Origin of the sequence: Mesorhizobium sp. L48C026A00, from assembly GCF_000502375.1 — a bacterium.
Classification (GTDB): domain Bacteria; phylum Pseudomonadota; class Alphaproteobacteria; order Rhizobiales; family Rhizobiaceae; genus Mesorhizobium; species Mesorhizobium muleiense.
The window spans coordinates 38,556-62,531 of sequence record NZ_AYWU01000009.1; the positions used below are offsets into that span (position 1 = coordinate 38,556).

Here is a 23,976-nt window from a genome sequence, read left to right on the forward strand (position 1 = left end):
GGATGGATACAACCGGCCGCGAGGTGCGGCAGGCGGAAGGCGTGCGTGGTCAGGCAATCAACCGTCGGCGGATGAACGGCGTCGACAAGACCGCAAGCCGGGCCCAGGGGACGACATCGGCCGCTGGTACGGAAAAGCCAGGAACCGCGGAATTCCAGTCCTCTCGGGGCACGAACAGCGAATCACTCGACGAGGCGCTCATCAACTTTGTCATGCCCGGTATTCCCGAGCCAGCCATCCTGCGCCGCTCGGTACCCATCCTCCAGCATTTTGTAGCGCATCTGGTTCCCGGCCTTGAGGGTGGCGAGCAACTCAAGGCACTTGCCAGAACGCTGATGGAGGATGAAATCGAGCGTCATCGCGATCTGCTTGCCCGGATACAGGAAGGAATCTAAACCTGACTGATCCGAATGAAACAGTGCATCTGCTGCATGTCCTGGGTTATCTCTATGGGTGTCACGGGCAGGCAAAGCGGGGCGCGGCCTACCTGCTAATCGCGGCGCAGCTGTCGCCGGGAAATGCCGGCGTTCTTCGCACGCTGGCGCATCTGCTCATACTCGATGGCGAAGCGGACAAGGCGCTTGCCACCATAGCCAGGCTGGAGACGCTGGAGGGAATGGACCACCCGACGCTGGCGTTGCTGAAGAGCCGAGCATTGCTTGTGGCCGGCCGCAAGGCCGAGGCGCACAATGCCTTGCGCAGCTTCCTGTCGCATCGAGCCGCCGAATGACGATATCGGAGCGCCTTCTGGACTTCCTTGCCAAGCTGTCACGCCGCAGCGATCTGGTCATCGCCATCCTGATGCTCGTTGCAGTGGTGATGATGCTCATTCCATTGCCGACCTTCCTCGTCGACATTCTCATCACCACCAATATCGCCGTCAGCGTGCTCATCCTGCTGGCTTCGTTTTACGTTTCTCATCCGCTCCAGTTCTCGTCGCTGCCATCGGTCATCCTCATCGCCACCTTGTTCCGGCTGGCGATCACGATCACGACCACGCGACTGATCCTGCTCCAGGCCGACGCAGGCGAGATCGTTTCGGCCTTCGGCAGTTTCGTCGTTGGCGGGAGTATTGCCGTGGGCCTCGTGATCTTCCTGATCATCACCGTTGCGCAGTTCATCGTGGTTGCACGGGGTGCGGAACGCGTTGCCGAAGTTGCCGCGCGCTTTACGCTCGATGCGCTGCCGGGCAAGCAGATGAGCATCGATGCGGAGTTGCGCAACGGAGACATCGATCAGGCGGAGGCACGCCGGCTGCGCCAGCAGCTTGAGCGTGAGAGCCAGCTGTTCGGCGCGATGGATGGCGCCATGAAATTCGTCAAAGGCGACGTCATCGCCGGCATTGTCATCATTCTGGTCAACCTGATCGGCGGTTTCGCGATCGGGACGCTGCAGCACGATATGTCGCTGGGCGACGCCGCCGTGACCTACTCACTGCTCACGGTGGGTGACGGGCTGATCGCGCAGATACCGGCACTGCTTGTCGCCGTGGCCGCCGGCACGATGGTGACGCGCGTCGGCAGCTCTGACGGCACGAGCGACCTTGGCAAGCAAATAACCAGCCAGTTGCTACGCGACCCCCGTGCACTCGCACTCGCCGCGGTGATCATGGTCGGACTGGCCATAGTGCCGGGCTTTCCGTCCCTTGTGTTCCTGATCCTTGGTGCCTGCTTCGGCGCGGGCGCCTATGCGATCAACCGCCGTACCGCGGGGGAATCCGAGCTCAGCGACATCGGCCAGATCGCCGTGGCCGAACAAGCTGGAAAACCGGCGTCGCTTTCATCGACGCCCGTCGCAGCACTGCCTTCATCATCCCGCATCGTCGTACGCTTCGGAACCGAACTCGGACGCTCGGTCCTGGAACCCGAATTCGCCACGCTCGCTGATGGCGTGCGCCGCGAGCTTTTCGGCGATCTCGGTGTCGACGTTCCGGCTATCGGCCTGCAGGTCGACGAGAAGCTTTCAGCGAGAAGCATGCGCATCGATCTGGAGGGCGCACCCATCCTGGATGCCGAAATCCCCGCCGACCGCGTTCTTGTCGAAGCGGACCCCACCCATCTCGATCTGCTCGATGTGACTTACGAAAAGGGGTCTCCGATTGCCGGTCAGCGCAAATTCATGTGGGTCGATGATCGCCACCTTTCGGCGTTGAAGGAAGCCGGCTTCGTCTTCTCCACGCCGGCGCAAACAGCGGCCAAATGGACCGGAAATGCACTTCGGCTCTATGCCGGCCATTTCGTCGGGATCCAGGAGACGCGCAGGCTGCTGTCGGACATGGAACCGGACTATGCGGATCTGGTCAGACAGGCGCAGGAGATCGTGCCGCTGCAGAAAATCGCCGAGGTGCTTCGGCGACTTGTCGGCGAAAACGTGCCGATCCGCAACCTGCGCCTGATCCTCGAAGCGCTGATCGAATGGGGTCAACGCGAACAGGACGTCGTTCTGCTTACGGAATATATCCGCACGTCCTTGAAACGCCAGATCAGCTTCCGCTTCGCTGGCCGTAACAACATCATCGCAGCCTATGTTCTGCAGCGCTCGGCCGAGGATATCCTGCGAAACGCGGTGCAAAGCACATCGACCGGCACGTTCCTGAACCTTTCGGATGACGATGCACAGGCATTGATCGCCGAAATCGAACGAGCCTTGTCGCAGAACGCCACCGATGTCTCACCGGTCGTCCTCGCGGCGATGGATGTACGCCGTCATATGCGAAGCCTGCTCACGCACAATGCCATCGAGCTTCCGGTCCTGTCCTTCGGGGAAATCGCACAGGAATTCAACGTCCAGCCATTGGCCACGATAGCCGGCCGCTCGGGCGTGGCACGCAACGTCTCTCGGTCGCTGCCATCGGCTGAGGCGAAAGCCGGACAAGAGGCAGCCTCATGATGCCAGCCGGGCGGATTGGGACAATTGGGGGAACTACATGCTCAAGAGGGGAACGGCATGACAATCCACGATACCGCAGTAGGCGTTCGATCCGCCACTTTCGCCGGGCGGATGCGCTGGCTCGCTATCGCGACGATTGGCGTCTTGCTGGCGTTTTTGTTCACACATGCCGACGCGATGGCACAGGATGTGTCACCATTGCCGAGCCGGCCAACGGTCGACCTGCCGGTCGGGCAAGGACGCCTGCTGCGCTTCAATGAACCCGTTGAATCGGTCCTGATCGCCGACACCACGATCGCCGACCTTCAGGTCGTGTCGCCGGGGATGGTCTATGTCTTCGGCCTGAAGCCCGGCCTGACCAACCTCATTGCAATCACGGCCGATGAGCGGGTCGAGGCAACGGCCCAGTTCCGCGTCACCCCCGATGTCACGCCTGCCAACGAAGCGAAAGACGCGATGCAGCCGAACTCGGCGACAAATCTCTCGATTTTCGGGACCCGCATTGTTGCGACCGGCGAGGCACAAGGCGTCGAGGAGGCAACGGATGTCGACAATATCGCCCGCACGTTCTCGCCGCCGGAACAGCCGCCGCTGAACAACATGACCGTGCAGGGGTCGCAGCAGGTCAACATCCGGGTCCGTTTCGCCGAAGTCTCGCGCACTGAGTTGCAGTCCTACGGCGTCGACTGGTCTGTCGGATACAGGAGCGGCGGCTTCGAATTCAACATGTTCCAGGACAATGGCGTGCCCTCCGGCACCGGCAATCTTGGTTTGAGCATGGACCAGCCGCAGGGCATCAACTTCGACATTCTCATCGAAGCGCTGCAACGAAACGGCGTCGTCAAGATACTGGCCGAACCGAACCTGACAGCGATGACTGGTCAGACCGCGAGCTTTCTTGCTGGCGGCGAAATTCCGGTTCCGATTCCGCAAGGAACGGACGTCGTTACCGTTCAATACAAGTCGTTCGGCGTTTCCCTCGGGTTCACCCCGACACTGATCGGCCGCGATCGCATTGCGCTCCATGTTCAGCCGGAAGTCAGTTCCTTGTCGGAAGCAGGCTCAGTCAGCGCCAATGGCTTTGCCATGCCGAGTTTCGTCGTGCGCAGGGCTGACACCACGGTCGAGGTGGCGAGCGGCCAGACCTTTGCGATCGCCGGTCTTTTCCAGCAGCGGACCTCGCGTAATCTGGAAAAGTTTCCGGTTCTCGGCGATGTGCCGGTGCTTGGCCCGCTTTTTCAGTCACAGCGCTTCCAGCGCGAAGAGACGGAACTGGTGATCCTGATCACGCCCTATCTGGTCGAGCCGGTGCGCGACAGCCTCGCCACGCCGCTCGATCGTCCGGCGGCCAAGCGCCACAGGAAGCGCGCCAATGACGCATCGGCGATGGGCCTGATCATCAAGTAGCGGGGAACCGGACATGACATTTCGCATCGCATTGTGCTCTGTTCTTCCAGTGCTGCTTCTGGTCGGCTGCGCGAACAACCGGCAACAGCCGCAGGAATATTCTCCCGGCTACAGCTATGTTTCGACCGACACCGGCGGCTCGCAGAAGGGCGTCGGCGGCTCCATCCTTGCTCCCAATGCATGTCTGAACGAACCGGCCGATGACGACCGTTCTGCCGCTGCGACCAATCTGACGATCGTCACCGGCATCGGCTCCCACCTGCCGCCCGGCTGCGCCAACGCCTACAATCTTCAACGCATGGCCGAAAGCCAGCGGGACCTCGTCGAGGGCCGGCGCATGGGGGCGGCGGCGGCCGCGCCGACGGCAAATGCCGCCCGGCGTTACCTCAATGGCGAAGAGGCGCCGATCGGTGGAGCCAACAGCGGGCCGGCGACGCCGCAAACAACGCTCCCAGTCGAGTGAGCCGATGCGGCGTTGCCCACCCTCCGGGCAGGCCCGAGGGCACGCTTTTGCGCGACATGCATAACTTGTCCGGTTGTTTGCGCGTCGGCCTCAACCCTTTCCGGACCGATGCTCTAGAGCGGTTCATCGTTTCACGGAAACGCCGAACCGCTCTATCTCCTTGTTTTTGCGCAATTCCCCAGGGAAAGCGCTATGCGCTTTTCCCGGGAAAACCGTTTCACACTTTTCCTGGAATTGCGCTAGCCGACGATAGAGCCGAGCGCTTTCGCCCTTGCCTGTGTGCTGCCCTTCGACCGGATGGTTCTGGCACGCGCAAGCAAGGTATTCACCTCCTTGGTCGCCAGGCCGATCGGTGGCGAGGCCCTGACCTGATCGGCCTGGCCAAGAAGTCCGTAGACCACCACGACGTTGCGCTTGTGATGCAACTGCGCATTGGGTGCGGCGGAGATCTTCTGGACCAGCGGCAGTGCCGTGGCGGAATTGCCTTCGAGCGCCGCGGCCAACGCCATGTTGCTCTCGACGTCGAGATCCCCCGGCGCAAGTTTCAACGCCTGAGCAAAAGTGGTCTGCGCCTGCCCCGTCTGACCGGCGAATGTCTGCGCCACGCCCAGCCTGATATAGGCGCTGCTGGTATTGACCAGCGGCGCGGCCTGCGCGAGCGCGCGCATGCCGGCATCGATATCGCCCGTCTCCATCATCGCCGAGCCAAGCCCGAGCATTGCCCCTCCGTCATTGGGCGCTTTTGCCAGCGCGGCCTGATAGGCTTTAGCCGCCTCGGCGGGGTAGCCGGCTCGCATATAGGCCTCGCCCGCCTTGACGAAGGCGCTCGACTTGGCATCCGGCATCGCTGCCGCGCGCTGGTAGAGCGCGATAGCGGTGCCACTGTCTCCCTGCGCATGGATATCGTCCGCAAGCTTGATCAGACGCTCCGATTGCGACGACGGGCCCTGTGCCTTTGCCTGCTCGGTGCCGGTTTTGGTCGTCTGACAACCGGCCGCCGCCAGCATGGCGACAACGGGCAAGAACACGACGTGCAGCCGCATATTCACCTCTCCGTATTCAAGCCCGCCGCACCTTACACACGGCCTTGGCCGACTGGAACCACAACAGTGCGATAAGATTGCAACATGGCCGAAGAAGCTGAGGAAAAGAAACTACCGGCGTCCGACAAGAAGCTTCGCGACGCTCGCCGCAAAGGCCAGGTTTCGCAGAGCCGCGACCTGGCCTCCGGCTTCACGCTTTTCGCAGCGCTTGGCTATCTATATTTTGCCTGGCCGATGCTGTTCGGGCACCTTTCGGAACTCGTGCAGACCGTGACCGCCCCCGGCGATTCGTTCGTTGAAGTCAGCCTGCAGGCTATCCGCCATTCGTTGTCATTGCTGATGCTTGCCACCTTGCCGCTCGTCGGAATCGTTGTCGTTCTCGCCGTGGTCTTCGGCATGCTGGGGACGTTCGGGCCGGTCTTCTCGTTTGAACCGCTCAAGCCGCAATTCGATCACATAAACCCGGCGAAGGGTCTTCAGAAGATCCTGTCGCTGCGCAACGTCGTCGAGTTCACCAAAGGCCTGGCCAAGGTGGTGTTGCTGGCCGGCCTGTTCGCATTCCTTTTGATCGCATGGCTGCAGCCGCTCTTCGATGCTCCGGGATGCGCTCCGTCATGCCTGGAGCCAATTATCAAAGCGGTGCTGACACCGCTTGGAATTGCCGCCGCCCTGGCCTTTGTCGTCATCGGCGTGATCGATGTTCCTATTCAGCGCTGGCTGTTCCTGCGCGACATGCGCATGACGACAACCGAATACAAGCGCGAACACAAGGACCTCGAAGGCGATCCGTTGATTCGACATGAACAGCAGCGACAGCGGCGTGAGGCCGTGATGCAACCGGCGAAGCTGGGCGTGAAAAACGCGGTCATCGTTTTCGTGTCCGGTGACCGCTCAGTGGCATTGCGTTACGTCAGGGGTGAAACGCCGGTGCCGACGGTCGTCGGCAAGGGCCAGGGCCGAGCGGCTGACGAGATGACGGCTCAAGCACGCCAGGCAGGTATTCCGGTGATCGAGGATGCGGCCGTCGCCGGCCCACTCTTCGAAAATACGAACACCGGAGCTTACATCGGCCAGGAGATGTTCTCACCGGTCGTACGCCATCTTGTCCGGCTCGGGCTCACTTGAGCCATGCGCGAACCGACCTTGCCGCAATGCCTGAGCAGCGCGGCAAGGTCAGCAGCGACAGCCGACTACTTGGCTGAACCCAACAGGACGTCGAGATCGACCGCGTCTGCCATTGCCTTGTATCCCGCGTCGTTGGGATGGAGGTTATCGCCGCAGTCGTAGTCGTCGCGCAGATACCCCGGCTTGGCCGGGTCTTCCATCACCTTGTCGAAGTCGACCACGCCATCGAAGCCGCCGCCGGTGCGGATCCATTCGTTCACCGCGACGCGAATCTTTTCTTTCTCGGGCGTGTAGTAACCCTCGGTGGGAAGTCCTTTGAAGGTTTCGGCGAAGGGGGTCAACGTCGCGCCGACAATGCGTATGCCATGGGCGTGCGCGCGATCGATGAGTTGTTTGTATCCGGTGATGATGTCTTGCGCCGTCGGTTCCTTGTCGTCCGGCGTGATTGCATTTTCGCCGGGCCAGCCGATATCGTTGATGCCCATCATAAGGACGACGGTCGAGACTTTGGGATGGCTCAGTATATCAGAATCGAAACGTCCCAAGGCATTGACACCCATACCGTCGGTCAACACGCGATTGCCCGAAAAGGCTTCGTTGACCACCGCGACCTTGCGGTTGGCCTCCTGCAATCGCTTGGCGATATGGTCCGGCCAGCGATTGTTGGCGTCAGGGGTCGAGCAATTCCCATCCGTGATGGAATCCCCGAAAAACACGATCGCCTCGGATTCCGGCACGGCGTCAACCCATATGTCGCTCAGAAACAGGCGCGATTTGAGTGTGCTGTCAGCCTTGAACGCAGCCTCGTTTGTGAAATTGCCCGGGCCGGAGATGTAGGCGGTTTGCACGCCATCCCAATGCACCGACGACAACGCCGTCTTCTTCGGCAGGAAAATGCTGACCGAGATTTCGGAAAGCGCTTCTGCCGAGAGAGCGATGGGGTCGCTGAGGATCGGAGCTCCCGGCGGAACGACCACAGAACTATTGCCGCCCCAGGTCAGAGGCTTCAAGGTCGCCTGATCGACGTTGCCGCCCTTGCCTGCTATTGCGACGCTGCCGGCACCGATGGTCAGCGGCTTTTCGCCGAAAGCATTCGACAGCACGACCCGCACGCTATTGCCGCCAACGCTGATGCGGGCGACCTGGCGGACGGTCTGGTTCTCCAATACCTCCGGCACTCCGAAAGGCGCAGGAAGATCATCCGACCAGCGCGGAGCAGGTGTGGCAGCCCAAGTGGTGATCCAGGCTCCCTCTTCGGCGCCTTGTGCCCCGAAACTAGCGATCGCAGAACCGGCCGCCACAGCTGCACAGATCAGGATAGTCTGACGTCGACGCCGCTTCCTCCCTGCTGCGGCAGAAACCACCGATGAAACCTTATCCGTGAAAACCAAGGGCCAGTTGAGCCGCATTTTTATCTCCTCCTCAAGACATGCTGGTAATGCCGCCGCCGGCCTTATTATGACGGGCTGTCCAGGGAATGAAATTCAACTTCCGTGGCAATCTTGGACCAGCGTCAGGGGCAAGGATTGCCAGCGTGGAACTGGTGCTGCCCTATAGTCAAAACTCGCGTGCTGAAACGTCCGCAGCGCCCTCGCCGGATTCACTGGCGGACATCGATCCTGGGCCCCAATGTCTGGGTCATAACCCGCCGCAGGACCTTGCCATCCGCGACATCGAGGCAGACGGTATCGACCAGGTATCGATACGCGACGATGTCGCGAGGCTCCAGCGCCTCAAAAGCGCGGTGCAGGAACGGCATGGAATAATGATGGTGTGGATAGAAGTTGTAACCGACCGCAACAGCCGAGTTCGCCAGGTTCGCGGCGCGATTGTGCTGTCCAAGAATAAACGACGCCGGGCGGGCCGCATCGTAGTCAGGCGGCGTGATTGGCAGTTCGACTGGATAGGCGCACTCTTTGGTAAGCTTCATGACCTCATAGTTGGACGAGGCAACGTCCGACGACTTCGGCCGCACCTTCCTGATCCCGATCTGGCCCCAAGCTGAGGTCGGAACGTGGCCGGATTCACGACGATATTCCTGATAGCCGAAGTGACGGGCATAGAGCAGATAGGAAGCGTCGCGGAAAAAGCTCGGTGCGACCCGCACCCAGTCACCTTCTTTCGTCAGCGCCTCGAAATGTGCTTGCCGGATTTGCCTTGAATCGTACCAGCCGAGCCGCGCGTTATAAAAGACCGCGTCGCCGAATATGGTGACAACAATCCCGGTTACGATGGCAGTCGTGGAAAACGAACTTTCCTTCATTCTCGTCAGAGCCGCGACGATCAGACTGTTCAAGATGATCCAGTGCAGAAATAGGGCGCCGCTCAGAAGGAAGATCCCGATATGCATGATATCGAAGAACGCGGTCAGTCCGATGAGCCACCGCCGGCGCAAAAAAGCGAGAAAGCATAGAAGCTGCGCAGCAAGGATAACGACATTCATCGGAATCTGGACCGCTCTGACCGCTTCATAAGCATGAGCGAGCAGCGATTCGGAAAAGCCCAGCGGGGCCGCGCCCAACCCGTACCCGGCCAGCATAATGGAACTGGTCGGGTTCTCGAGGATCCAGCTCAACGGCCCTCCGTCAAGCGTGACCTTGGCCATCCCGGACATGAAGTAGTTGCCAAAATGGGCGCCGATTCCGGCAAGCAGCAATATGCCGGCAGCTTGAGCCGCGAACTCCCTGGTTCCGAGTTCGCCAAGGCTGGGCAGGTTCCTGGTGAAGAGCTTCAGCCGGCTCAAACTCTGCAGCAGGCCAAGGGCCAACAGGCCACAGGCCAGGAAGAGACCGACCTCAATCAACGGCGCATAGTCGTTGCGGCCCAGTTCCGCAGCACCGGAAACTGCCCGCGTGACGTTCTTGTGGAAGGCGAAATAGACCATCGGAAAAATGGCGAAGGATGGCCGCAGGATCGAAAAAAGCGCGGCCAAAAGCGCGATCAGGCGAGAATAGACGAGTACATTGCCCAACGCGTCGGCGCGAGCTGCGTCGGCAATGCCGAGTTCGTCTCCAAGCCCGAAGCTGAAGAGGCCCAGCGTTATCGCCAGGCCGACCACGATGATGCGCGCAGCCCGCGCCTCGGCGGGATAGCGCACGAATGCAAAAAGGCAGCAAAGCAGGGCCAACCCGATGGCGCTGACCGTGGCGAGGGCAGGATCGTGCCACGCCACGCGGGACGCCGCCTTCTCGTACAACAGGATCGGAACGACCCCGCACAGGAACGGGAAAAAAAGAAGGGCTGCAAGGACATAACGCTCAACGGGTGAACGCTCGATGCCGACTGACGGCCAACGCCGGGCGCTGCCCGCTCCGATGCTCATCCCATGCTTCTCCCGTCTTCCGGAATTTTCGCCTCACCTGTTCGGTTTTCGGTGCTCACCTTCCGGGGGACGGGATGAGCCCTCACGCAGCCGCACGTTGCCGCCGGATATTGCTGCACTGCAACAGGACGCGTACTACAACCTAAACGCACAGGCAACGACGAAAGTTCAAGCTCCACCCTGGCTCAATGCGCGCACGCAGTTTTCGCCAATTATCGATAAATGCCCACGTCAAATTGCCGATCTGTCGCCATTTAGGTACAAGAACAGCCACAGCGATCGCCCGCCCGCGTCACGGTGCCCGGTGTCGAGCCAGGGTATTGCAGGCTCAAAAAAATGTTGCCAATCTACCCAAAGTAGTGGCAAATATTATGTTGCAGTGCCTAAGAGTGCGATGCAACATTGAACTTGTCTCGCTGACCTGCAGAAAACCGATCGCATCGGCGTCAGGTGCAGGTCAGTGGCTGAAGAGGCCATGGACAGTGGTACTCGACACCCGGGCCAAACAGGTCGCCGACGAGCACCATGGTATCGTCGTGATCGGCGCTGGCTTCGATGCAGCCTTTTTCCTGCACCAGTTCGTCAGACGGAGGAAAGCTCGCGTTCCCTTCGGATTGTGGCGCCACAGCACGCATTGTTGGCAGCTCGAACGCGGCGCAGACAGCAATATCCGGGACGAGGACGCCGGCAGATCGTGGAATTACACGATCGGCCTGGTCGGCGGCACCAACAGCTGGTTCGGGCAGCCGCCGCGGTTCCTTGCTTACGACTTCGACCGGCCGACCACCTATGACGATCTCGAGCCTTTCTGCTGCGGCCCAGGCGGTCATGCCCGTGAGCAGCTTTGCCAGGGGGAGAAAATACTATGACGGTGTTCTATGACAGCAGCCGTCCGGACGCTTTCATCGGCGGTGCCGGTTCGGACGCAGTCACTTACGGCGCTTCGTCCCGTGGAGTCATCGCCGATTTGGCTTCCGGCCACGCTTACAAGTTGCTGTCGATACTGCCGCTGGGCGATTCCATTACCTATGGAGTGATCGCGAGCGCGTCCGATACCGAAAGCGGCGGGTATCGGAAGTTCATGCTGGAACAGTTGGCGGCACTGAATGTGAAGATCGACTTCGTCGGTTCCTCGTCCAACGGACCCGCCAGCATGGGCGATCGGGATCACGAGGGTCACCGCAACTGGACGCTCAATCAACTCAACGGCATCGACAACGATGTTGTGGCAGCTACGAAACCCGACGCCGTGCTGCTGATCGCCGGAACAAATGACAGCTCGACCGACAGCGTGCCAACGATGCTGCAGGATTTGCGCACCCTTTTGCTCAGCCTGACCTCCAGCCATCCCGCCTTGACCGTCTTCGTCGGATCCTTGCCTCCCGTTCGCGTCGGCCAACAGTCGCAAGCGCGTGCAGACCGTGTCGATGCGTATAATGATGCCATGCCCGGTCTGATCTCTGAACTGGCCGCCCAGGGGCACAAGATCGCCTTTGTCGACATGCGTGATCTGACACCGGATGACATCACCGCGCCGCCGCTTGACAGCGGGCTGCATCCGACTGCCGGGGGCTATGCAAAAATCGCCTCACATTGGATGGCCGCCCTGGAACAACATCTCGGCCTGGACGGGACCGGTATCGGAAGCGACCGCGACACCTTCACCAGCATCGAAAATCTTACAGGCTCTTCCTTTGCCGACCAACTCGGCGGAAACGAGGGAGCCAATGTGCTGGATGGGCTGGCTGGCGATGATTTGCTGGAGGGCCGCGGCGGCTCCGACCAACTCATCGGCGGGGTCGGCGCCGACACGCTTGTCGGCGGCACGGGTAATGACGTCTACTATGTCGACAATGCCGGTGACAAAACCATCGAGGCGACCAATGGCGGCGTCGACGAGACGCATGCTTATACAAACTGGACCCTGGCCGACAACGTCGAAAACCTCTTCCTGAGGTCGGCTGCCAATTTGGCGGCAAAAGGCAACGGGCTCGCCAACACCATGGTCGGCAACGGCGCAGCGAACACGCTCGAAGGCCTCGGCGGCGACGATCGGCTGGATGGCCGGGGCGGGTCGGACCGGCTCGTCGGTGGCCTTGGCGCCGACATCCTCATCGGTGGAACGGGAAACGACAGCTTCGTCTTCGCCGCCGGCCATGGCCACGACACCGTCACCGACTTCGACCTTTCCGGCGATGATCTCCTGGAGATTTCAGGCTACCAAAGATATAGCGAACTCCGGCAGGTCGGGAGCGACACGCTGGTCGTCTTCTCCGACAGTGACACTGTTCTCCTGAAAGGCGTGACCAGCGCCTCCTTGAGCAGTTCGGATTTCGTCTGGATCGATCCACTCGACGAGCCGCCGCCGGGGTCAATCGTAGGCGACGACGGCAACAATACGCTTACCGGCGGTTCCAGTGCGGACGTCATTTATGGAATGGGCGGCAGCGATATCTTGAACGGAAAAGCGGGCGCCGACACGCTTGTCGGCGGCGCGGGTGATGACGTCTTCCATGTCGACAATGCCGGTGACAAAACCATCGAGGCGAACAATGGCGGCTTCGACGAGACGCACGCCTATGTAAACTGGACGCTGGCCGACAACGTCGAAAACCTCTTCCTGAGGTCGGCTGCCAATCTGGCGGGAAAAGGCAACGAACTCGCCAACACCATGGTGGGCAACGGCGCAGCCAACACGCTCGAAGGCCTCTGCGGCGCAGATCGGCTGGACGGCCGCGGCGGGTCGGACCGGCTCGTCGGTGGTCTTGGCAGCGATATCCTCACCGGCGGAACGGGAAACGACAGCTTCGTCTTCGCCGCCGGCCATGGCCACGACACCATCACCGACTTCGACCTTTCCGGCGATGATCTCCTGGAGATTTCAGGATACCAAAGATATAGCGAACTCCGGCAGGTCGGGAGCGACACGCTGGTCGTCTTCTCCGACAGTGACACGCTTTCACTAAACGGTGTCCTCGTCGCAAGCGTCTCGAACAGCGATTTTCTCTTCGTGTAGAGCGGCATCTCGCTGACATGCGGTCTCTTCGCGCAAATTGCCCTTCGTCCTTGCCTCGACCTCTTTGCTCTATTCGCCCGTTTCGGTCTCGATCAAGACAAGGCGGTCGGTACCGGACTCCGCACCCCATACCTCGCCGGAGCGCCCGTTGAGCTGGCGCACGTTGGCGTTGTCGCGGTCGGACGGGAAGCTCGCGAAGGTCTGCGTTGCCGGGTCGAAGCGGACGATGGCGTTCGCGCTGAAATCGTTGAGCCAGACCGTGTCGCGTTCATCGACATAGACGGCATAGGCCTGGGGCTCGTCTCCGGGCAGCTTCCAGCTGCGCCAATCATTTGCGGCCGGATCGAAGACGCTAACCTGGCCGGCGTTCCATTCGCTGACCCAGATGCGGCCTTTGGAATCCGACCAGACGCGGCGGGCGCCCTGATCCGCGGTCGGCGGGTCGATCGGGGAAGCCTCGCCGGTCGAAACATCGATCCTGGCGATATGGTTGCCGGCGAGCGAGGCGTAGTAGACCTCACCGGACGGCGTGGTCGTGATCCCGTAGGGGCCGCGACCGCGCGGGGCGTTCCAGACCTCGACCTTGCCGCTCGCCGGATCGAGCCTGCCGTAGATGCCCTCCTGCCCGGTGAACCAGAGCCTCCCGTGTTTGTCGAAGGAACCGGTGTTGAGGTTCGCGTAGCCGTGCCCCTCAGGGAGCGGAAACGCCTTCACCGCTTCCGTTTCGGCATCAACGCGCACGATGGCGTTGAGGCCGCCGTCGGTCACCCAGGCGGCGCCGTCGGGACCGACGATCACGCCGTGCGGCGCCGAGCCGTCGCCAAGGGTGATGTGCTTGACGGCGCCTGTATCAGGATCGAGCCGCCCAAGCGCGCCCTGTCCCTGGGCGGTGTACCATACGGAGCCGTCCGGCGCCGGAGCGACATCGTGCGGGCCGGCGCCCTCTGGAACGGGATAGTAGCGGACCTCCTCCGAGGCGGCACGCGCGGCCACCGAGCAGAGCAGCGCGGCGAACAGCGCCGACGCAATCGTACGAAACATGGCGAACTCCTCACATCGCGCGTACAGCGAGCGATCCACGTATCCTCTTCGCGCCACTGCGGCGGCCGAGCCGCAGATGGCGAGCTCGCCGTGTCGCTTGCCGATAAAGTCAGGAGCTAGTGCAGCCCCTGCCCTCGCCTAGGCCTGCAAGCCCAGAATCGTCGATAGGCAGCAGCATCGTGGGAAAACCTGCGTTACGACGACGGATCGCGGCCAGAGCCAGACTTTTCGTGCGGAAGCCGTCAGCTTTGCTCCAAAAGTTCCCGCGCCAACTCTTGCCATTCCTCATCAAGCGTCAACGTCGACGGCGCGGCGTCGCAGCGACGATACCAATACTCCGCATTGGATTGATCGCCTTCCTTGCGATGCAGGTAGGCATGCACGCGCATACCGGCCATATCGTCGCGCAGTTGCGCACGCTCGTGCGCCTTTTCCCAATCGCCCTTTGCATCCCACCACAGCGCCTGCAGGGCAGGACTCAAGCCGGCGGGCGGCTGTGATTTCGCAATCGAATCTCTGAAGGCTTGCGTATCCATTTTTCCACCGACGTGATGTACATGGGCGGCGATCACCCGCGATCTGATGCATGTCGCGCAAAAGTGTGCAGCGGTTTTGCGATAACGACATGCATAAACAACAAACTAAAGCGCGTCGCATGAGGCCGGTCAAACACGACGCGCTTTTAGGACATACAGATATAGCGGCATGGCATCGGATCTCCAGGGCCGCCGTCGATATCGACCAGACGCAACGCCAAAATTACCTCCGGTCGCCGTGGGCCACCCGCAACTGGAAACGATGACGGGCGTTGCTGTGACGAACAGGATATAAGCGTATCTGGCAGCAAGCCTGGTTGAAGAAAGCCCGACGGTCATGAAGCCAATGAACGAAGAGCACCTCGCAGTGCTGCGCAGGCACATGGTCGAGATGATTGCAATCCATACCGACCTTACAAGCGAGGAACTCGGCAAGGCGGCGCTCGATGAACGGGTGATGGCAGCGATGCAGCGGGTGCCGCGCCATCTCTTCGTGCCGAGCTCGGTCGCGCCTTATGCCTACCAGGACATGCCATTGCCGATCGGCTTCGACAAAACCGTCTCGCAGCCGTTCATCGTCGCGCTCATGACCGATCTCCTTGCGCTCCAACCGCACGAGGCGGTGCTCGAGATCGGCACCGGCCTGGGCTACCAGACCGCAATCCTGGCGGAACTCGCCGGGCACGTTTGGAGCGTCGAAATCATCGAGGAATTCGCAAGCCATGCCGAGGCTCTGCTGCAGGACCTCGGTCTGTCCAATGTCAGCATTCGTGTCGGGGACGGGTCTCGCGGCTGGCCAGAGCACGCCCCATTCGACAAGATCCTGGTCAGCGTCGCGGCGGGGCGGGCGCCGCCGGCTTTGCTCGAGCAGCTCAAGCCGGGGGGCCGTCTGGTTATGCCTGTAGGCCCTGAACAAGGGCAGTTGCTGACGGTCATCGACAAGGATTCGGCAGGACAACTGAAGACCCGCAAAATCATCCCGGTTCGGTTCAGCCGGCTCGAAACGGTCTAACGAGGGGTGCGGACAACAGGCACGCAGGGAGCGCCGGGCGCCTCATCCTTATGGGATTTCGCCGTCTCACGGCTGCTTCGCGTCGGCTCGTTTGAGCATCGCAAATGCGCGATTGATCCGTTGCAGCGCTGTCGCGTTGGCCACGAGTGCGTACAGCGCGAACCCGCCCGTCAGAATCCAGGGCGAAGCGGCGCCCATGGCGGTCGCCAAGCCGTCGGCGACCAACAGCACGCAAATGAACACCAGGCGTTCCATCCGTTCGAAGAAATCCGGCCACGCCTGGTTTTCTATGGGGATTTCGATCGCCGTCCGCGCCTTGGCGTAGCTGGTGAGGAGTCCGCCGGCGAACGCGAGCATGGCGATCGCCCACAGGTCGGCGACCCAGCCTATTGCCGCAAACACGGCGAATTCCTGATAACGGTCGGCCATGGCGTCGAAATAGCCACCCGCCTTGGTGCTCATATGTCTGCGACGGGCAACCGCCCCGTCGAGCGCGTCGAAGGTGAAGGCAAACGCCAGGCAAATGCCAAAGGCAAGGCTTGACTGGTTGTACAGATAGGCGGCGCACGACAGGGCGACGAGCACCAGCCCGCCTGACGTAACCTGGTTCGGGGTCATGCCGATCCCGATCAGCGGAGAGGCGGCGTGCTCCCATAGCGGGTCGATACGGCGTTTCATGAGACCGGCGATCATGATGACTTGGCTCCTCTGACGATGTCGACGTTTAACCGGCAAATTGAGGGTTCGTTCCAGCCCGTCGGCGCCGATCGAGGTGGTCAGCGCAATGTCCGTCTGTGTCCGCTGTCGCAAATCGAGTGGCGGTCTAAAGCGTCGCGGCTGAATGGATTCATGCGAGGCGCTTTAAGTTCTTGTTTTTACGCACGTCGTTGTCGCAAAACCGCTGCGCACTATCGGGTTGGGCCCTGGGTCGGGCCCTGCTTTTGCGCGACCTGCGTTAGCGGAAGTAACCGGAAGACTGATACAACGCATATTCGCAATTCACCCTGTCGGCCGTGCGAAACGCCATGCGTAAATTTCTGCCCAGGCTTGCTTACCTGCTCGCGACCTCTGCCGGCGCGGGATTATCTCCGGTATGGCCAGGCACCGCCGGCGCGGGCGTCGGAGTGGCTGTTGCCGCGGTCCTGATACCTGCATCGCCTTGGCTGATCGTGCTCGCCTATATAGGCTTATTCGCCGTGGGAGTATGGGCGTCGTCGCATGTCGTCGCCCATACCAGGACGGAGGATCCGCAGATCGTCGTCATTGACGAGACCTTCGGCACGGCCGCAACGCTTTCCATGCTGCCGCCAGACCCGGTCTGGTGGGCAGCAGGTTTCCTTGCTTTCCGGTTTTTCGACGTCGTCAAGCCTTGGCCCATCGGCGTCGTGCATGACAAGGTAAGGGGTGGACTCGGCATCATGCTGGACGACGCGGCTGCGGCCGTGTTCGCCGGCGCGTCGCTGCTTTTGCTGAACGATTTGATTCACCGTTTGCCGTAAGGAGGACATCTCAGTCTTCACCTGCCACCCAGCGCGAAAACAGACCTCTTCACTAAAATCTGCCGGAGCAGCGCTAGACCGCAGCGTCGCGCGGCCGCGCCAAATCGTTCGTTCCCTCCGGATCCGGCGCCTGGCCATAGCTCATCTTCTTCATCTGCTCGATCACCCGCGCCATCTCCTCGTCGGAAAGGACCGGCGGCTCGCCAAGGCTAAGCGCCTGGACATACATGCGCGACAGGGTTTCGACCTCGTTCGCCAGCCACAACGCGGCCTCCATGGTCTTGCCGAGCGAAATCTGGCCGTGCTGGCCGAGCAGGCAGGCGAGGCGATCCTTGAGTGCAACCAAGGCATTGTCGGACAAGGCCTGCGTGCCAAAGGTTGCGTATTCCGCGCAGCGGATGGTGGTGCCGCCCGCCACTCCCGTCATATAGTGGAAGCTCGGGATCGTCTTGTGATGGCAGGCCAGCGTCGTGGCGTAGAGCGAGTGGCAATGCAGCACGACGTCGATCTCCTGCCGCTCCCTCAAAATGTCACGGTGGAAGCGCCACTCCGAGGAGGGCCGTCGGCCGACATAGGTGCCGTCAAAGCCCATCTCGACGATGTCTTCGGGCGTCATCGTTTCGTAGGGCAGCGACGAGGGCGTGATCAGGAAACCGTCGCTAGAGCGCACCGACAAATTGCCGGCATTGCCCTGGTTGATGCCGCTTGAGTTCATCCGGCGGCAAGCATCCACCATCTCGCGGCGCAGAGCGCTGTCATCAGTCATCGATCGTTCCTTTTGCTGGTCTTGGCCCGTTGCAGGTTGTTTCGCTTCGCCAGGTCGCGCCACCGCTGTGCATAGGCTGCGAGCGTCTCACGATCGCCGGCAAAGGCAGTCGGCAGGCTGAGCGCGATCGGAGCCGGCGTGTCACGAGTTTCATGTTCGCCAAGTAACGCCGCACCCGACGCGGTGCCATAGGAGTCGAGGTTGTAGACCGTTTCGGCGTTTGGTCTCAGCGCCGCAACCAGCGTGGCGTAGAGCGGGTCCCTCAGGAAGGTGCCATCCAATGCAACCAGCCCGGTTTCGTTCAGCGCATCGATACATTCTACCGTCAGCAGCGCTGCGTAGAGCACCGCGAGCGCCTTGCGCTCTGCAGGGGTTTCTGCAGGCGGCCCTTCAAACCGGCCGAGCCCAGCGCTGCCTGGAAACAGGCCGTCATCGTCGCCGAACGACGGCAATGCGAAAGTGCCGCGCTCAATCAGCAAGCTGACCAGCGCAGCGTCGGCCGCAGTTCCTTCTTGCCCCTGCCCTGCCACATGGCTGAACTCACGTCCGCCCATGGTCAAAACGCCGCCGACCGGGCGTCCTGTCACGTCGCTGTTCAGCACCATTCCGCGATTTTCATCGAGGCGGTCGAGAGGTGTCGCCGCGCACATTCCGACAATCCAGGTTCCGGTAGAGATCACGCAGGCGTCGGGCATGCCTGCCGCCTGGTAGCGGTAGAGGTTCAGGCTGCTGTCGTGGCCGCCGGTCAGGACAGACAGCTCTTCCGGTATGCCGTGCCGGCGCGCCAGATCGTGCCGTATTGGCCCCAGCCTCTCCCAGGCCGGATGGAATGGTGGCATGAGGCGCTGCCATCCCTGCCCCGCCACAATGGGCGACCACTGCTTGCGCACATTGTTCCACAGATGGGATTGTGCCGAGAGGATCGTCGTTTCGGCCGATGGCACGCCTGACAGCCGCCAGGCCCAATATTGAGGCAAGCCCAGATACCAACGAGCCTGAGCGACGCGCTCCGGATCAACCTGCTGCATCCAGTACAGCTGACGCGCCTGGTGAGCGGCCTTTAGCATGATCGCGCTGCCGCGATCGAAGAAATCGCCCGAAAGCGGTGCGTAGCCTTCGCGAATTGCAGGCGGCAGATCCTGCTCGTAGTCAATCATCGGCAGGGCACAAGTCTCGTCGGGATCTGCGTTCACCAAGACCCCTGCGGAGCCATGTCCGGTGCCGACCACCTTTTCCAGCGGATGGTGTCGGCACAAAGTGGCGAGCGAGCCGAACAGCCAGTCGGTAATGCCGTTGAGATCGTGCTGCCGCCAAGGTGGACCGGGCCGCACTTCGTTGTGGACAGAGAGGCTCTCCACGAGCACGCCGTCGAGCGTCATTGCGGAGAGCTTTATGTTGGTCTTGCCGACATCGAAGACGGCGATCCTTGCGCCGTCCGCCTTCTGCCCGTCACCCATCGTCTCAGATCAGACCGTATTGGCGAGCCTTGTTGCGCAGGAACGGCAAGCCATTGCCCATCACTTCTGCCTCGTCCTTGGCAACCGGCCGCCAGACCGAGAGACCGTAGGAGACTTCCGGCGGCATGTTGATGAAGCTTTCCATGGCCAGTCCGCCCTTGAAGCCGATCGCCGCCAGCGTCGCGTAGATCTCGTCCCAGGGGCAGTTGCCTGTGCCTGGTGTGCCGCGATCGCTTTCAGACAAGTGGATGTACTTCAGGTGATCGCGGGCGGCCAGAATGCCGTTGGCGGCCCCCTTCTCCTCGATGTTCATGTGGTAGGTGTCGAGATGAACAAAAATGTTGTCGGCCCCGACTTTCTCGACCATCCAGACGGCCTGCGCGCCGGTGTTGATCAAATGGTTCTCGTAGCGGTTCACCGCCTCGATTCCGAGCTCGATGCCGCGCTTCTTGGCGTGCTTGGCGGCGACGGTCAGCACGTGGGCGATATTGTCGTATTCCTTTTCGGTCGGTGGCAGGCCGGTGCGTTCGCCGATACCGCCGAAAATCACGCCGGAAAGCGCCAGCGCGCCCATTTCCGCAGTCTTGTCGATCGCCACTTCGAGATGTTCGATGGCAGCATCCGGACGCACCGAGGCCCAGGCGCGCTCCGGCAGGCCAAGCGAGCAAACGGCAGGAAGATTGTGCTTTTCGAGCAAGGCGCGTGTGTGCGCGGCATCGACCGCCGGCGCGTTCAGAAGCGCGATCTCGATAAAGTCCATCCCGTATTTGACGGAAGCCGCGATCGCCTTCTCCGCGCCGGCCCGGTCCCAGTTCATCGTCCACATCGAGGTGTGGACCCCAAAACCATGCATCTAACTCACCCTCTGTTTGTGTTCAGGAATTTGAGGCGCCCGGCAAGCCAGCGCAGGATCATCACCGTGATCATCAGGATGCCCCAGACTGCCGTCGCAAGGTGCTGGCTTGCGCCCATCAGATTGAGTCCCGAGGACAGAAGCTGGAGCACGACGAGCGCAACGAAGACCGGGATCACCCGACCGAAGCCGCCGAACGGATTGACCCCGCCAAGGAAGCAGGCAAGCACGGTGATCAGCAGGTAAGACTCGCCGTGGCCGACACGCACCGAATTGAAGCGCGCCAGCATGATGATGCCGGCGACCGCGCACATCGCGCCGGACAATGTGTAGACGAGAACCTGCACCTTGCGCGTATTGATACCGGAATAGCGCGTGGCCTCGATATTGGAGCCTATCATGTAGGTGTTGAAGCCTAGCTTCATGCGCGTCAGCAAGACGTGCCAGATCAGCACGCAAGCGATGAAGATGATCAACGGCACCGGGATGCCAATAATCGAACCGTAGCCGATCGGCGCCAAGAAGCCGGGAATGCCGGACACGTCGCCGCCGCGCGTCAGGAATTCGCCGAGACCGCGCAGGAAGATCATCATCGACAGCGAGACCAGGATCGGGTGAGCCTTGGTGTAGGCGATGACAAGCCCCATGATCAGCCCGCTCAGTGCGCCGACCGCGATGGCAAGGGCCGAGCCAAGGAGGAAGGCGCCGATGCTCGCTTCGACGCCTCCCTGGCTTTGCAGTACCCAAGCCAGCGTCAGGCCGGCCATGTTGGCCGTGAAGGTGATGGCCAGGTTCAGGCCGCCGGTCAGGATCGGCAGCAGCATGGCGAGTGTGAGGAGGCCGAGTTCCGGCAGCTGGAAGGCAACGGATCCAAAGGTAGCGCGGGAAAGAAAGTTCGGCGCCGAAAAACCAAACACGATCATGACAGCTACGAACGCGGCAAACGGACCTGCAAGTTCGGGGCCGAGCGCGTTGCGGACGCGTTCAATCAAAACCGTCATGAAGGCACCCGTCGGCTTTTCAGGAACGGCAGCAGGCGTTCGATGCTGGTGTTCGACAGGGTGATGGCGGCAAGAATGATGGCGCCGACGATCATCTTGAACGCGAAAGGCGACACGCCCATCAAATTGAGTCCGTTCTGGGTAATCGAGACCAACAGAACGCCCAGAATGCAGCCGAGCACGCTGCCCTTGCCGCCGCCGAGCCGCGCACCGCCAAGGACTACGGCTGCCAGGACGTCGAGTTCGCGCCCATAAAGGGCATTCGGCACAACCTCCTGCGCGTAATGCGCTTGGACGAGACCGGCGATACCCGCCATCAGGCCAAGCCAGCCGAAGGCGATAAATTGCATGGCACCGATATTGATGCCGAAGCGGCGCGCGCCCTCCGGATTGTCGCCAAATGCGTAGAGTTGGCGGCCGGTGGTGGTGCGCGTGATCAACGCCCAGGTAGCGAACACGCATATGGCCATAATGAGCACAGGAAGGGTGATCTCCGCCCAGGTCCCGTCAGCCATCTCTCGCTCGAACAGCACGACGCGGGTGGTGAGCCAGTCCGGCAGGTTGTAGATCGACACGCCGCCCGTGAAAAACATCAGCAAGCCGAAGAAAATGTTGAAAGTCGAAATCGTGGCGACGATCGAGATGATCCTGAACCCATGGATCAGGAAGGCGTTGATGCAGCCCAACGCGACGCCCAATGCGCCAGCGATGATGAAGCCGACAATCCAATTCCCACCGCCGATCCAGCCGAGGACGGTCGCGGTCAGATATTGCACAACGGAGGCAGCAACCGCGAAGGAGATGTCAATGCCGCCGGCGATCAGCACGACCAGCAGGCCAACGGCGAAGATGATGTTGACCGAGCTGGTGTTCAGAAGGTCAAACGCGTTGCCGAGGGTGAAGAACCGGTCCGTCGCGAACGAAAGGAAGACGCAGATGACTGCGATAACGGCGAGCAAAGCCAGTTCCGTTGCGTGGGAGCGGACAAACCTACGCATAGACCGCCTCCTCGATCGCCTGGAGGGTCGTAGCGCCCGGCGTAAATTCGCCGACAATGCGCCCCTGAGCCATGTGCAGCACACGGTGCGCGTTGAAATAGACTTCAGGCACCTCGTCCGAGATCAGGATAATGGCCAGGCCGCTGTCCGCCAGCTTGGAAACGATGTCGAAAATGCCGGCGCGCGCGCCGACATCGACGCCGACCGTCGGTGCGTCGAGGATAAGCAGCTTCGGGTCGGTCGCCAGCCATTTTGCAATGGCGACACGTTGCTGATTTCCCCCTGACAGGGTCGAGATCGCGTCGTCCTGCTTTCCGATCCTGACCCCGAGATCCCTTATCCAGCGATTGACCAGAGATCGCTTGCGATCGCTCGAAACGAAACCGCCTGAAAGGATCTTGTCCAGCGAGGCGATGACCATGTTGTCGGCGATTGCCTGGGGCTGAATGAGACCGAGCGACAGCCGGTCTTCCGAAAGATAGGCGACGCCGGCGGCGATCGCGTCACGGTTGGAACCGAAGCGGACGGGTTTGCCATCCAGGACGACAGAGCCCGATTTCGGCTTGCGCATGCCAAACAATGTCAGCGCCAATTCGGTGCGCCCTGCCCCGAGCAACCCGGTGATGCCGAGCGTCTCGCCGCGCCGGACTGTCAAGGACACGTCGTCGAATTCGCCGGGCCGCGACAGTCCCTTGACCTCAAGCATGACCGGGCTCCCGTTCAAATCCCGATGCAGGACGGAATAGTCGAAGGTCTTGCCCGTCATCAACTCGGTGATGCGCGATTGGGTCAGGCCTTTGGTTGGATAGACGCCAACCAGGGCGCCGTCGCGCAGCACGGTGACGCGGCTGGAGATTTCAAGAACCTCCGCCAGGCGATGACTGACGAACACAACGGCGACACCCGACGCCGACAGATTGCGCACAACGTCCAGCAGATAGTCGGTTTCGGATTGGGTGAGCGACGCCGTCGGCTCGTCCATGAAGACGAGCTTTGCCTCACCGACGAGGGCGCGGGCGATTGCTACGATTTGCCGCTGTGCGATGGGAAAGTGGTGGAGTGCTAGATCGACATCGAAGGTAACACCAAGACGTTGCAAGGCGTTGATCGCGACCCGACGCATCTCGGCATAGTTCACCAGCCGCGGCCAGCGGCCGATGACGGTCTGGAACGCGATATTCTCGGCGACAGTCATCTCGGGAAACAGGGCGAGATCCTGCCAGATGACCTGAATTCCGCTGGCCTGCGCCGTAACCGGCGACATATGGGAGTAGCTCTGGCCATCATAATCGATTTCGGCGCCCGCCTCGGGCTTGTACACGCCTGTAATGACCTTGATCAGCGTGCTCTTGCCGGAGCCGTTCTCGCCGGCAAGACAATGCACCTCGCCCGGCAACACCTCAAAGCTGACATTCTTCAGCGCCTTCACGCCGCCGAACGTCATGTTGACGTTGCGGAGCGACAGCAGCGGCCGTGGTGCGGCGCCATCGAGTGCCTGATCAGCCATCGAGTCGAAACCTGGATCCAATCGCGTTTGCAATCCTGCAG

The 23,976-nt window shown here is 61.3% G+C and carries 23 protein-coding genes; 11 read left to right on the top strand and 12 right to left on the bottom strand.

Going from position 1 to position 23,976, the window contains the following annotated elements:
- Nucleotides 1-2: 2 nt before the first annotated feature.
- From X738_RS59265 to X738_RS59285, 5 genes are read left to right on the top strand one after another with little or no spacing between them, the layout of a single operon-like run.
- Entirely contained in the window at nucleotides 3-395 is a 393-nt protein-coding gene (locus X738_RS59265; RefSeq protein WP_031255051.1) for a hypothetical protein, read from the top strand.
- Between the two features lie 23 nt (nucleotides 396-418).
- On the top strand, nucleotides 419-730 hold the full coding sequence (locus X738_RS59270; protein ID WP_023799520.1) for a hypothetical protein: 312 nt from the start codon (nucleotides 419-421) through the stop codon (nucleotides 728-730).
- Nucleotides 727-2,889 carry a type III secretion system export apparatus subunit SctV gene (gene sctV / locus X738_RS59275; RefSeq protein ID WP_023799521.1) on the top strand — a complete coding sequence of 721 codons (2,163 nt, stop codon included), beginning with the start codon at nucleotides 727-729 and terminating at the stop codon, nucleotides 2,887-2,889. The genes X738_RS59270 and sctV overlap by 4 nt, the downstream gene beginning before the upstream one ends.
- A 57-nt stretch (nucleotides 2,890-2,946) precedes the next feature.
- Nucleotides 2,947-4,296, top strand: coding sequence for a type II and III secretion system protein family protein (locus X738_RS59280; protein WP_031255055.1), 1,350 nt, complete (start codon nucleotides 2,947-2,949; stop codon nucleotides 4,294-4,296).
- Nucleotides 4,297-4,309: 13 nt separating this feature from the next.
- Nucleotides 4,310-4,759, top strand: coding sequence for a hypothetical protein (locus tag X738_RS59285; RefSeq protein ID WP_023799523.1), 450 nt, complete (start codon nucleotides 4,310-4,312; stop codon nucleotides 4,757-4,759).
- Nucleotides 4,760-4,998: 239 nt separating this feature from the next.
- Here the strand turns inward: X738_RS59285 and X738_RS59290 are convergent, their stop codons facing one another.
- Nucleotides 4,999-5,802 carry a tetratricopeptide repeat protein gene (locus X738_RS59290; protein WP_023799524.1) on the bottom strand — a complete coding sequence of 268 codons (804 nt, stop codon included), beginning with the start codon at nucleotides 5,800-5,802 and terminating at the stop codon, nucleotides 4,999-5,001.
- An 84-nt stretch (nucleotides 5,803-5,886) separates the two neighbouring features.
- Between X738_RS59290 and X738_RS59295 the strand changes: the two genes are divergently transcribed.
- A complete protein-coding gene (locus X738_RS59295; RefSeq protein WP_023799525.1) occupies nucleotides 5,887-6,927 on the top strand; it encodes an EscU/YscU/HrcU family type III secretion system export apparatus switch protein in 1,041 nt (346 codons plus the stop codon).
- A 65-nt stretch (nucleotides 6,928-6,992) separates the two neighbouring features.
- Here X738_RS59295 and X738_RS59300 read toward each other — a convergent pair whose 3' ends face one another.
- Both X738_RS59300 and X738_RS84785 read right to left on the bottom strand, forming a co-directional pair.
- A complete protein-coding gene (locus X738_RS59300) occupies nucleotides 6,993-8,093 on the bottom strand; it encodes an SGNH/GDSL hydrolase family protein (protein WP_023799526.1) in 1,101 nt (366 codons plus the stop codon).
- 434 nt (nucleotides 8,094-8,527) lie between these two features.
- On the bottom strand, nucleotides 8,528-9,583 hold the full coding sequence (locus X738_RS84785; RefSeq protein ID WP_156942595.1) for a hypothetical protein: 1,056 nt from the start codon (nucleotides 9,581-9,583) through the stop codon (nucleotides 8,528-8,530).
- On the opposite strand from X738_RS84785, the gene X738_RS84790 reads away from it, so the two are divergent.
- From X738_RS84790 to X738_RS59315, 3 genes are all read left to right on the top strand, one after another.
- Nucleotides 9,557-10,195 carry a hypothetical protein gene (locus tag X738_RS84790; protein WP_156942596.1) on the top strand — a complete coding sequence of 213 codons (639 nt, stop codon included), beginning with the start codon at nucleotides 9,557-9,559 and terminating at the stop codon, nucleotides 10,193-10,195. The genes X738_RS84785 and X738_RS84790 overlap by 27 nt on opposite strands.
- A gap of 374 nt (nucleotides 10,196-10,569) precedes the next feature.
- Entirely contained in the window at nucleotides 10,570-11,118 is a 549-nt protein-coding gene (locus X738_RS59310; protein WP_198032824.1) for a hypothetical protein, read from the top strand.
- Entirely contained in the window at nucleotides 11,115-13,265 is a 2,151-nt protein-coding gene (locus X738_RS59315; RefSeq protein WP_023799529.1) for a GDSL-type esterase/lipase family protein, read from the top strand. Before X738_RS59310 ends, X738_RS59315 begins: the two co-directional genes overlap by 4 nt.
- Before the next feature lie 69 nt (nucleotides 13,266-13,334).
- On the opposite strand, the gene X738_RS59320 is transcribed toward X738_RS59315, so the two are convergent.
- Both X738_RS59320 and X738_RS59325 read right to left on the bottom strand, forming a co-directional pair.
- Nucleotides 13,335-14,306: a Vgb family protein gene (locus X738_RS59320; protein ID WP_023799530.1), complete on the bottom strand. Its 972-nt coding sequence runs from the start codon at nucleotides 14,304-14,306 to the stop codon at nucleotides 13,335-13,337.
- 242 nt (nucleotides 14,307-14,548) lie between these two features.
- Nucleotides 14,549-14,842 carry a hypothetical protein gene (locus X738_RS59325; RefSeq protein ID WP_023799531.1) on the bottom strand — a complete coding sequence of 98 codons (294 nt, stop codon included), beginning with the start codon at nucleotides 14,840-14,842 and terminating at the stop codon, nucleotides 14,549-14,551.
- A gap of 337 nt (nucleotides 14,843-15,179) precedes the next feature.
- On the opposite strand from X738_RS59325, the gene X738_RS59330 reads away from it, so the two are divergent.
- Nucleotides 15,180-15,854: a protein-L-isoaspartate(D-aspartate) O-methyltransferase gene (locus X738_RS59330; protein ID WP_023799532.1), complete on the top strand. Its 675-nt coding sequence runs from the start codon at nucleotides 15,180-15,182 to the stop codon at nucleotides 15,852-15,854.
- Between the two features lie 66 nt (nucleotides 15,855-15,920).
- Here the strand turns inward: X738_RS59330 and X738_RS59335 are convergent, their stop codons facing one another.
- Nucleotides 15,921-16,547, bottom strand: a complete 627-nt coding sequence (locus X738_RS59335) for a CDP-alcohol phosphatidyltransferase family protein (RefSeq protein WP_023799533.1) — start codon at nucleotides 16,545-16,547, stop codon at nucleotides 15,921-15,923.
- Between the two features lie 332 nt (nucleotides 16,548-16,879).
- On the opposite strand from X738_RS59335, the gene X738_RS59340 reads away from it, so the two are divergent.
- Complete coding sequence (locus X738_RS59340) at nucleotides 16,880-17,353, top strand: phosphatidylglycerophosphatase A family protein (RefSeq protein WP_023799534.1); 474 nt, start codon at nucleotides 16,880-16,882, stop codon at nucleotides 17,351-17,353.
- A 73-nt stretch (nucleotides 17,354-17,426) separates the two neighbouring features.
- On the opposite strand, the gene X738_RS59345 is transcribed toward X738_RS59340, so the two are convergent.
- The 6 genes from X738_RS59345 to X738_RS59370 are packed head-to-tail and all read right to left on the bottom strand — an operon-like array spanning nucleotide 17,427 to nucleotide 23,935.
- Nucleotides 17,427-18,119, bottom strand: coding sequence for a class II aldolase/adducin family protein (locus X738_RS59345; protein ID WP_023799535.1), 693 nt, complete (start codon nucleotides 18,117-18,119; stop codon nucleotides 17,427-17,429).
- Entirely contained in the window at nucleotides 18,116-19,576 is a 1,461-nt protein-coding gene (locus X738_RS59350) for an FGGY family carbohydrate kinase (protein ID WP_023799536.1), read from the bottom strand. The genes X738_RS59345 and X738_RS59350 overlap by 4 nt, the downstream gene beginning before the upstream one ends.
- Nucleotides 19,577-19,580: 4 nt before the next feature.
- Entirely contained in the window at nucleotides 19,581-20,429 is an 849-nt protein-coding gene (locus tag X738_RS59355) for a sugar phosphate isomerase/epimerase family protein (protein WP_023799537.1), read from the bottom strand.
- A 5-nt stretch (nucleotides 20,430-20,434) separates the two neighbouring features.
- On the bottom strand, nucleotides 20,435-21,430 hold the full coding sequence (locus tag X738_RS59360) for an ABC transporter permease (RefSeq protein ID WP_023799538.1): 996 nt from the start codon (nucleotides 21,428-21,430) through the stop codon (nucleotides 20,435-20,437).
- The gene (locus X738_RS59365) at nucleotides 21,427-22,428 is read right to left on the bottom strand and encodes an ABC transporter permease (RefSeq protein ID WP_023799539.1); all 1,002 of its coding nucleotides are present in this window, start codon (nucleotides 22,426-22,428) and stop codon (nucleotides 21,427-21,429) included. The genes X738_RS59360 and X738_RS59365 overlap by 4 nt, the downstream gene beginning before the upstream one ends.
- Nucleotides 22,421-23,935 (bottom strand): sugar ABC transporter ATP-binding protein, encoded by a 1,515-nt coding sequence (locus X738_RS59370; RefSeq protein ID WP_031255064.1) that lies wholly within the window; start codon nucleotides 23,933-23,935, stop codon nucleotides 22,421-22,423. The genes X738_RS59365 and X738_RS59370 overlap by 8 nt, the downstream gene beginning before the upstream one ends.
- Nucleotides 23,936-23,976: the final 41 nt, after the last annotated feature.

What these genes read in the sequence shown, in the direction of transcription:
- X738_RS59265 (WP_031255051.1), top strand. Translation starts at nt 3, where the DNA reads ATGGATACAACCGGCCGCGAGGTGCGGCAGGCGGAAGGCGTGCGTGGT.
- sctV (WP_023799521.1), top strand. Translation starts at nt 727, where the DNA reads ATGACGATATCGGAGCGCCTTCTGGACTTCCTTGCCAAGCTGTCACGC.
- X738_RS59280 (WP_031255055.1), top strand. Translation starts at nt 2,947, where the DNA reads ATGACAATCCACGATACCGCAGTAGGCGTTCGATCCGCCACTTTCGCC.
- X738_RS59285 (WP_023799523.1), top strand. Translation starts at nt 4,310, where the DNA reads ATGACATTTCGCATCGCATTGTGCTCTGTTCTTCCAGTGCTGCTTCTG.
- X738_RS59290 (WP_023799524.1), bottom strand. Translation starts at nt 5,802, where the DNA reads ATGCGGCTGCACGTCGTGTTCTTGCCCGTTGTCGCCATGCTGGCGGCG.
- X738_RS59295 (WP_023799525.1), top strand. Translation starts at nt 5,887, where the DNA reads ATGGCCGAAGAAGCTGAGGAAAAGAAACTACCGGCGTCCGACAAGAAG.
- X738_RS84790 (WP_156942596.1), top strand. Translation starts at nt 9,557, where the DNA reads ATGGGCGCCGATTCCGGCAAGCAGCAATATGCCGGCAGCTTGAGCCGC.
- X738_RS59315 (WP_023799529.1), top strand. Translation starts at nt 11,115, where the DNA reads ATGACGGTGTTCTATGACAGCAGCCGTCCGGACGCTTTCATCGGCGGT.
- X738_RS59320 (WP_023799530.1), bottom strand. Translation starts at nt 14,306, where the DNA reads ATGTTTCGTACGATTGCGTCGGCGCTGTTCGCCGCGCTGCTCTGCTCG.
- X738_RS59325 (WP_023799531.1), bottom strand. Translation starts at nt 14,842, where the DNA reads ATGGATACGCAAGCCTTCAGAGATTCGATTGCGAAATCACAGCCGCCC.
- X738_RS59330 (WP_023799532.1), top strand. Translation starts at nt 15,180, where the DNA reads ATGAAGCCAATGAACGAAGAGCACCTCGCAGTGCTGCGCAGGCACATG.
- X738_RS59335 (WP_023799533.1), bottom strand. Translation starts at nt 16,547, where the DNA reads ATGATCGCCGGTCTCATGAAACGCCGTATCGACCCGCTATGGGAGCAC.
- X738_RS59340 (WP_023799534.1), top strand. Translation starts at nt 16,880, where the DNA reads ATGCGTAAATTTCTGCCCAGGCTTGCTTACCTGCTCGCGACCTCTGCC.
- X738_RS59345 (WP_023799535.1), bottom strand. Translation starts at nt 18,119, where the DNA reads ATGACTGATGACAGCGCTCTGCGCCGCGAGATGGTGGATGCTTGCCGC.
- X738_RS59350 (WP_023799536.1), bottom strand. Translation starts at nt 19,576, where the DNA reads ATGGGTGACGGGCAGAAGGCGGACGGCGCAAGGATCGCCGTCTTCGAT.
- X738_RS59355 (WP_023799537.1), bottom strand. Translation starts at nt 20,429, where the DNA reads ATGCATGGTTTTGGGGTCCACACCTCGATGTGGACGATGAACTGGGAC.
- X738_RS59360 (WP_023799538.1), bottom strand. Translation starts at nt 21,430, where the DNA reads ATGACGGTTTTGATTGAACGCGTCCGCAACGCGCTCGGCCCCGAACTT.
- X738_RS59365 (WP_023799539.1), bottom strand. Translation starts at nt 22,428, where the DNA reads ATGCGTAGGTTTGTCCGCTCCCACGCAACGGAACTGGCTTTGCTCGCC.
- X738_RS59370 (WP_031255064.1), bottom strand. Translation starts at nt 23,935, where the DNA reads ATGGCTGATCAGGCACTCGATGGCGCCGCACCACGGCCGCTGCTGTCG.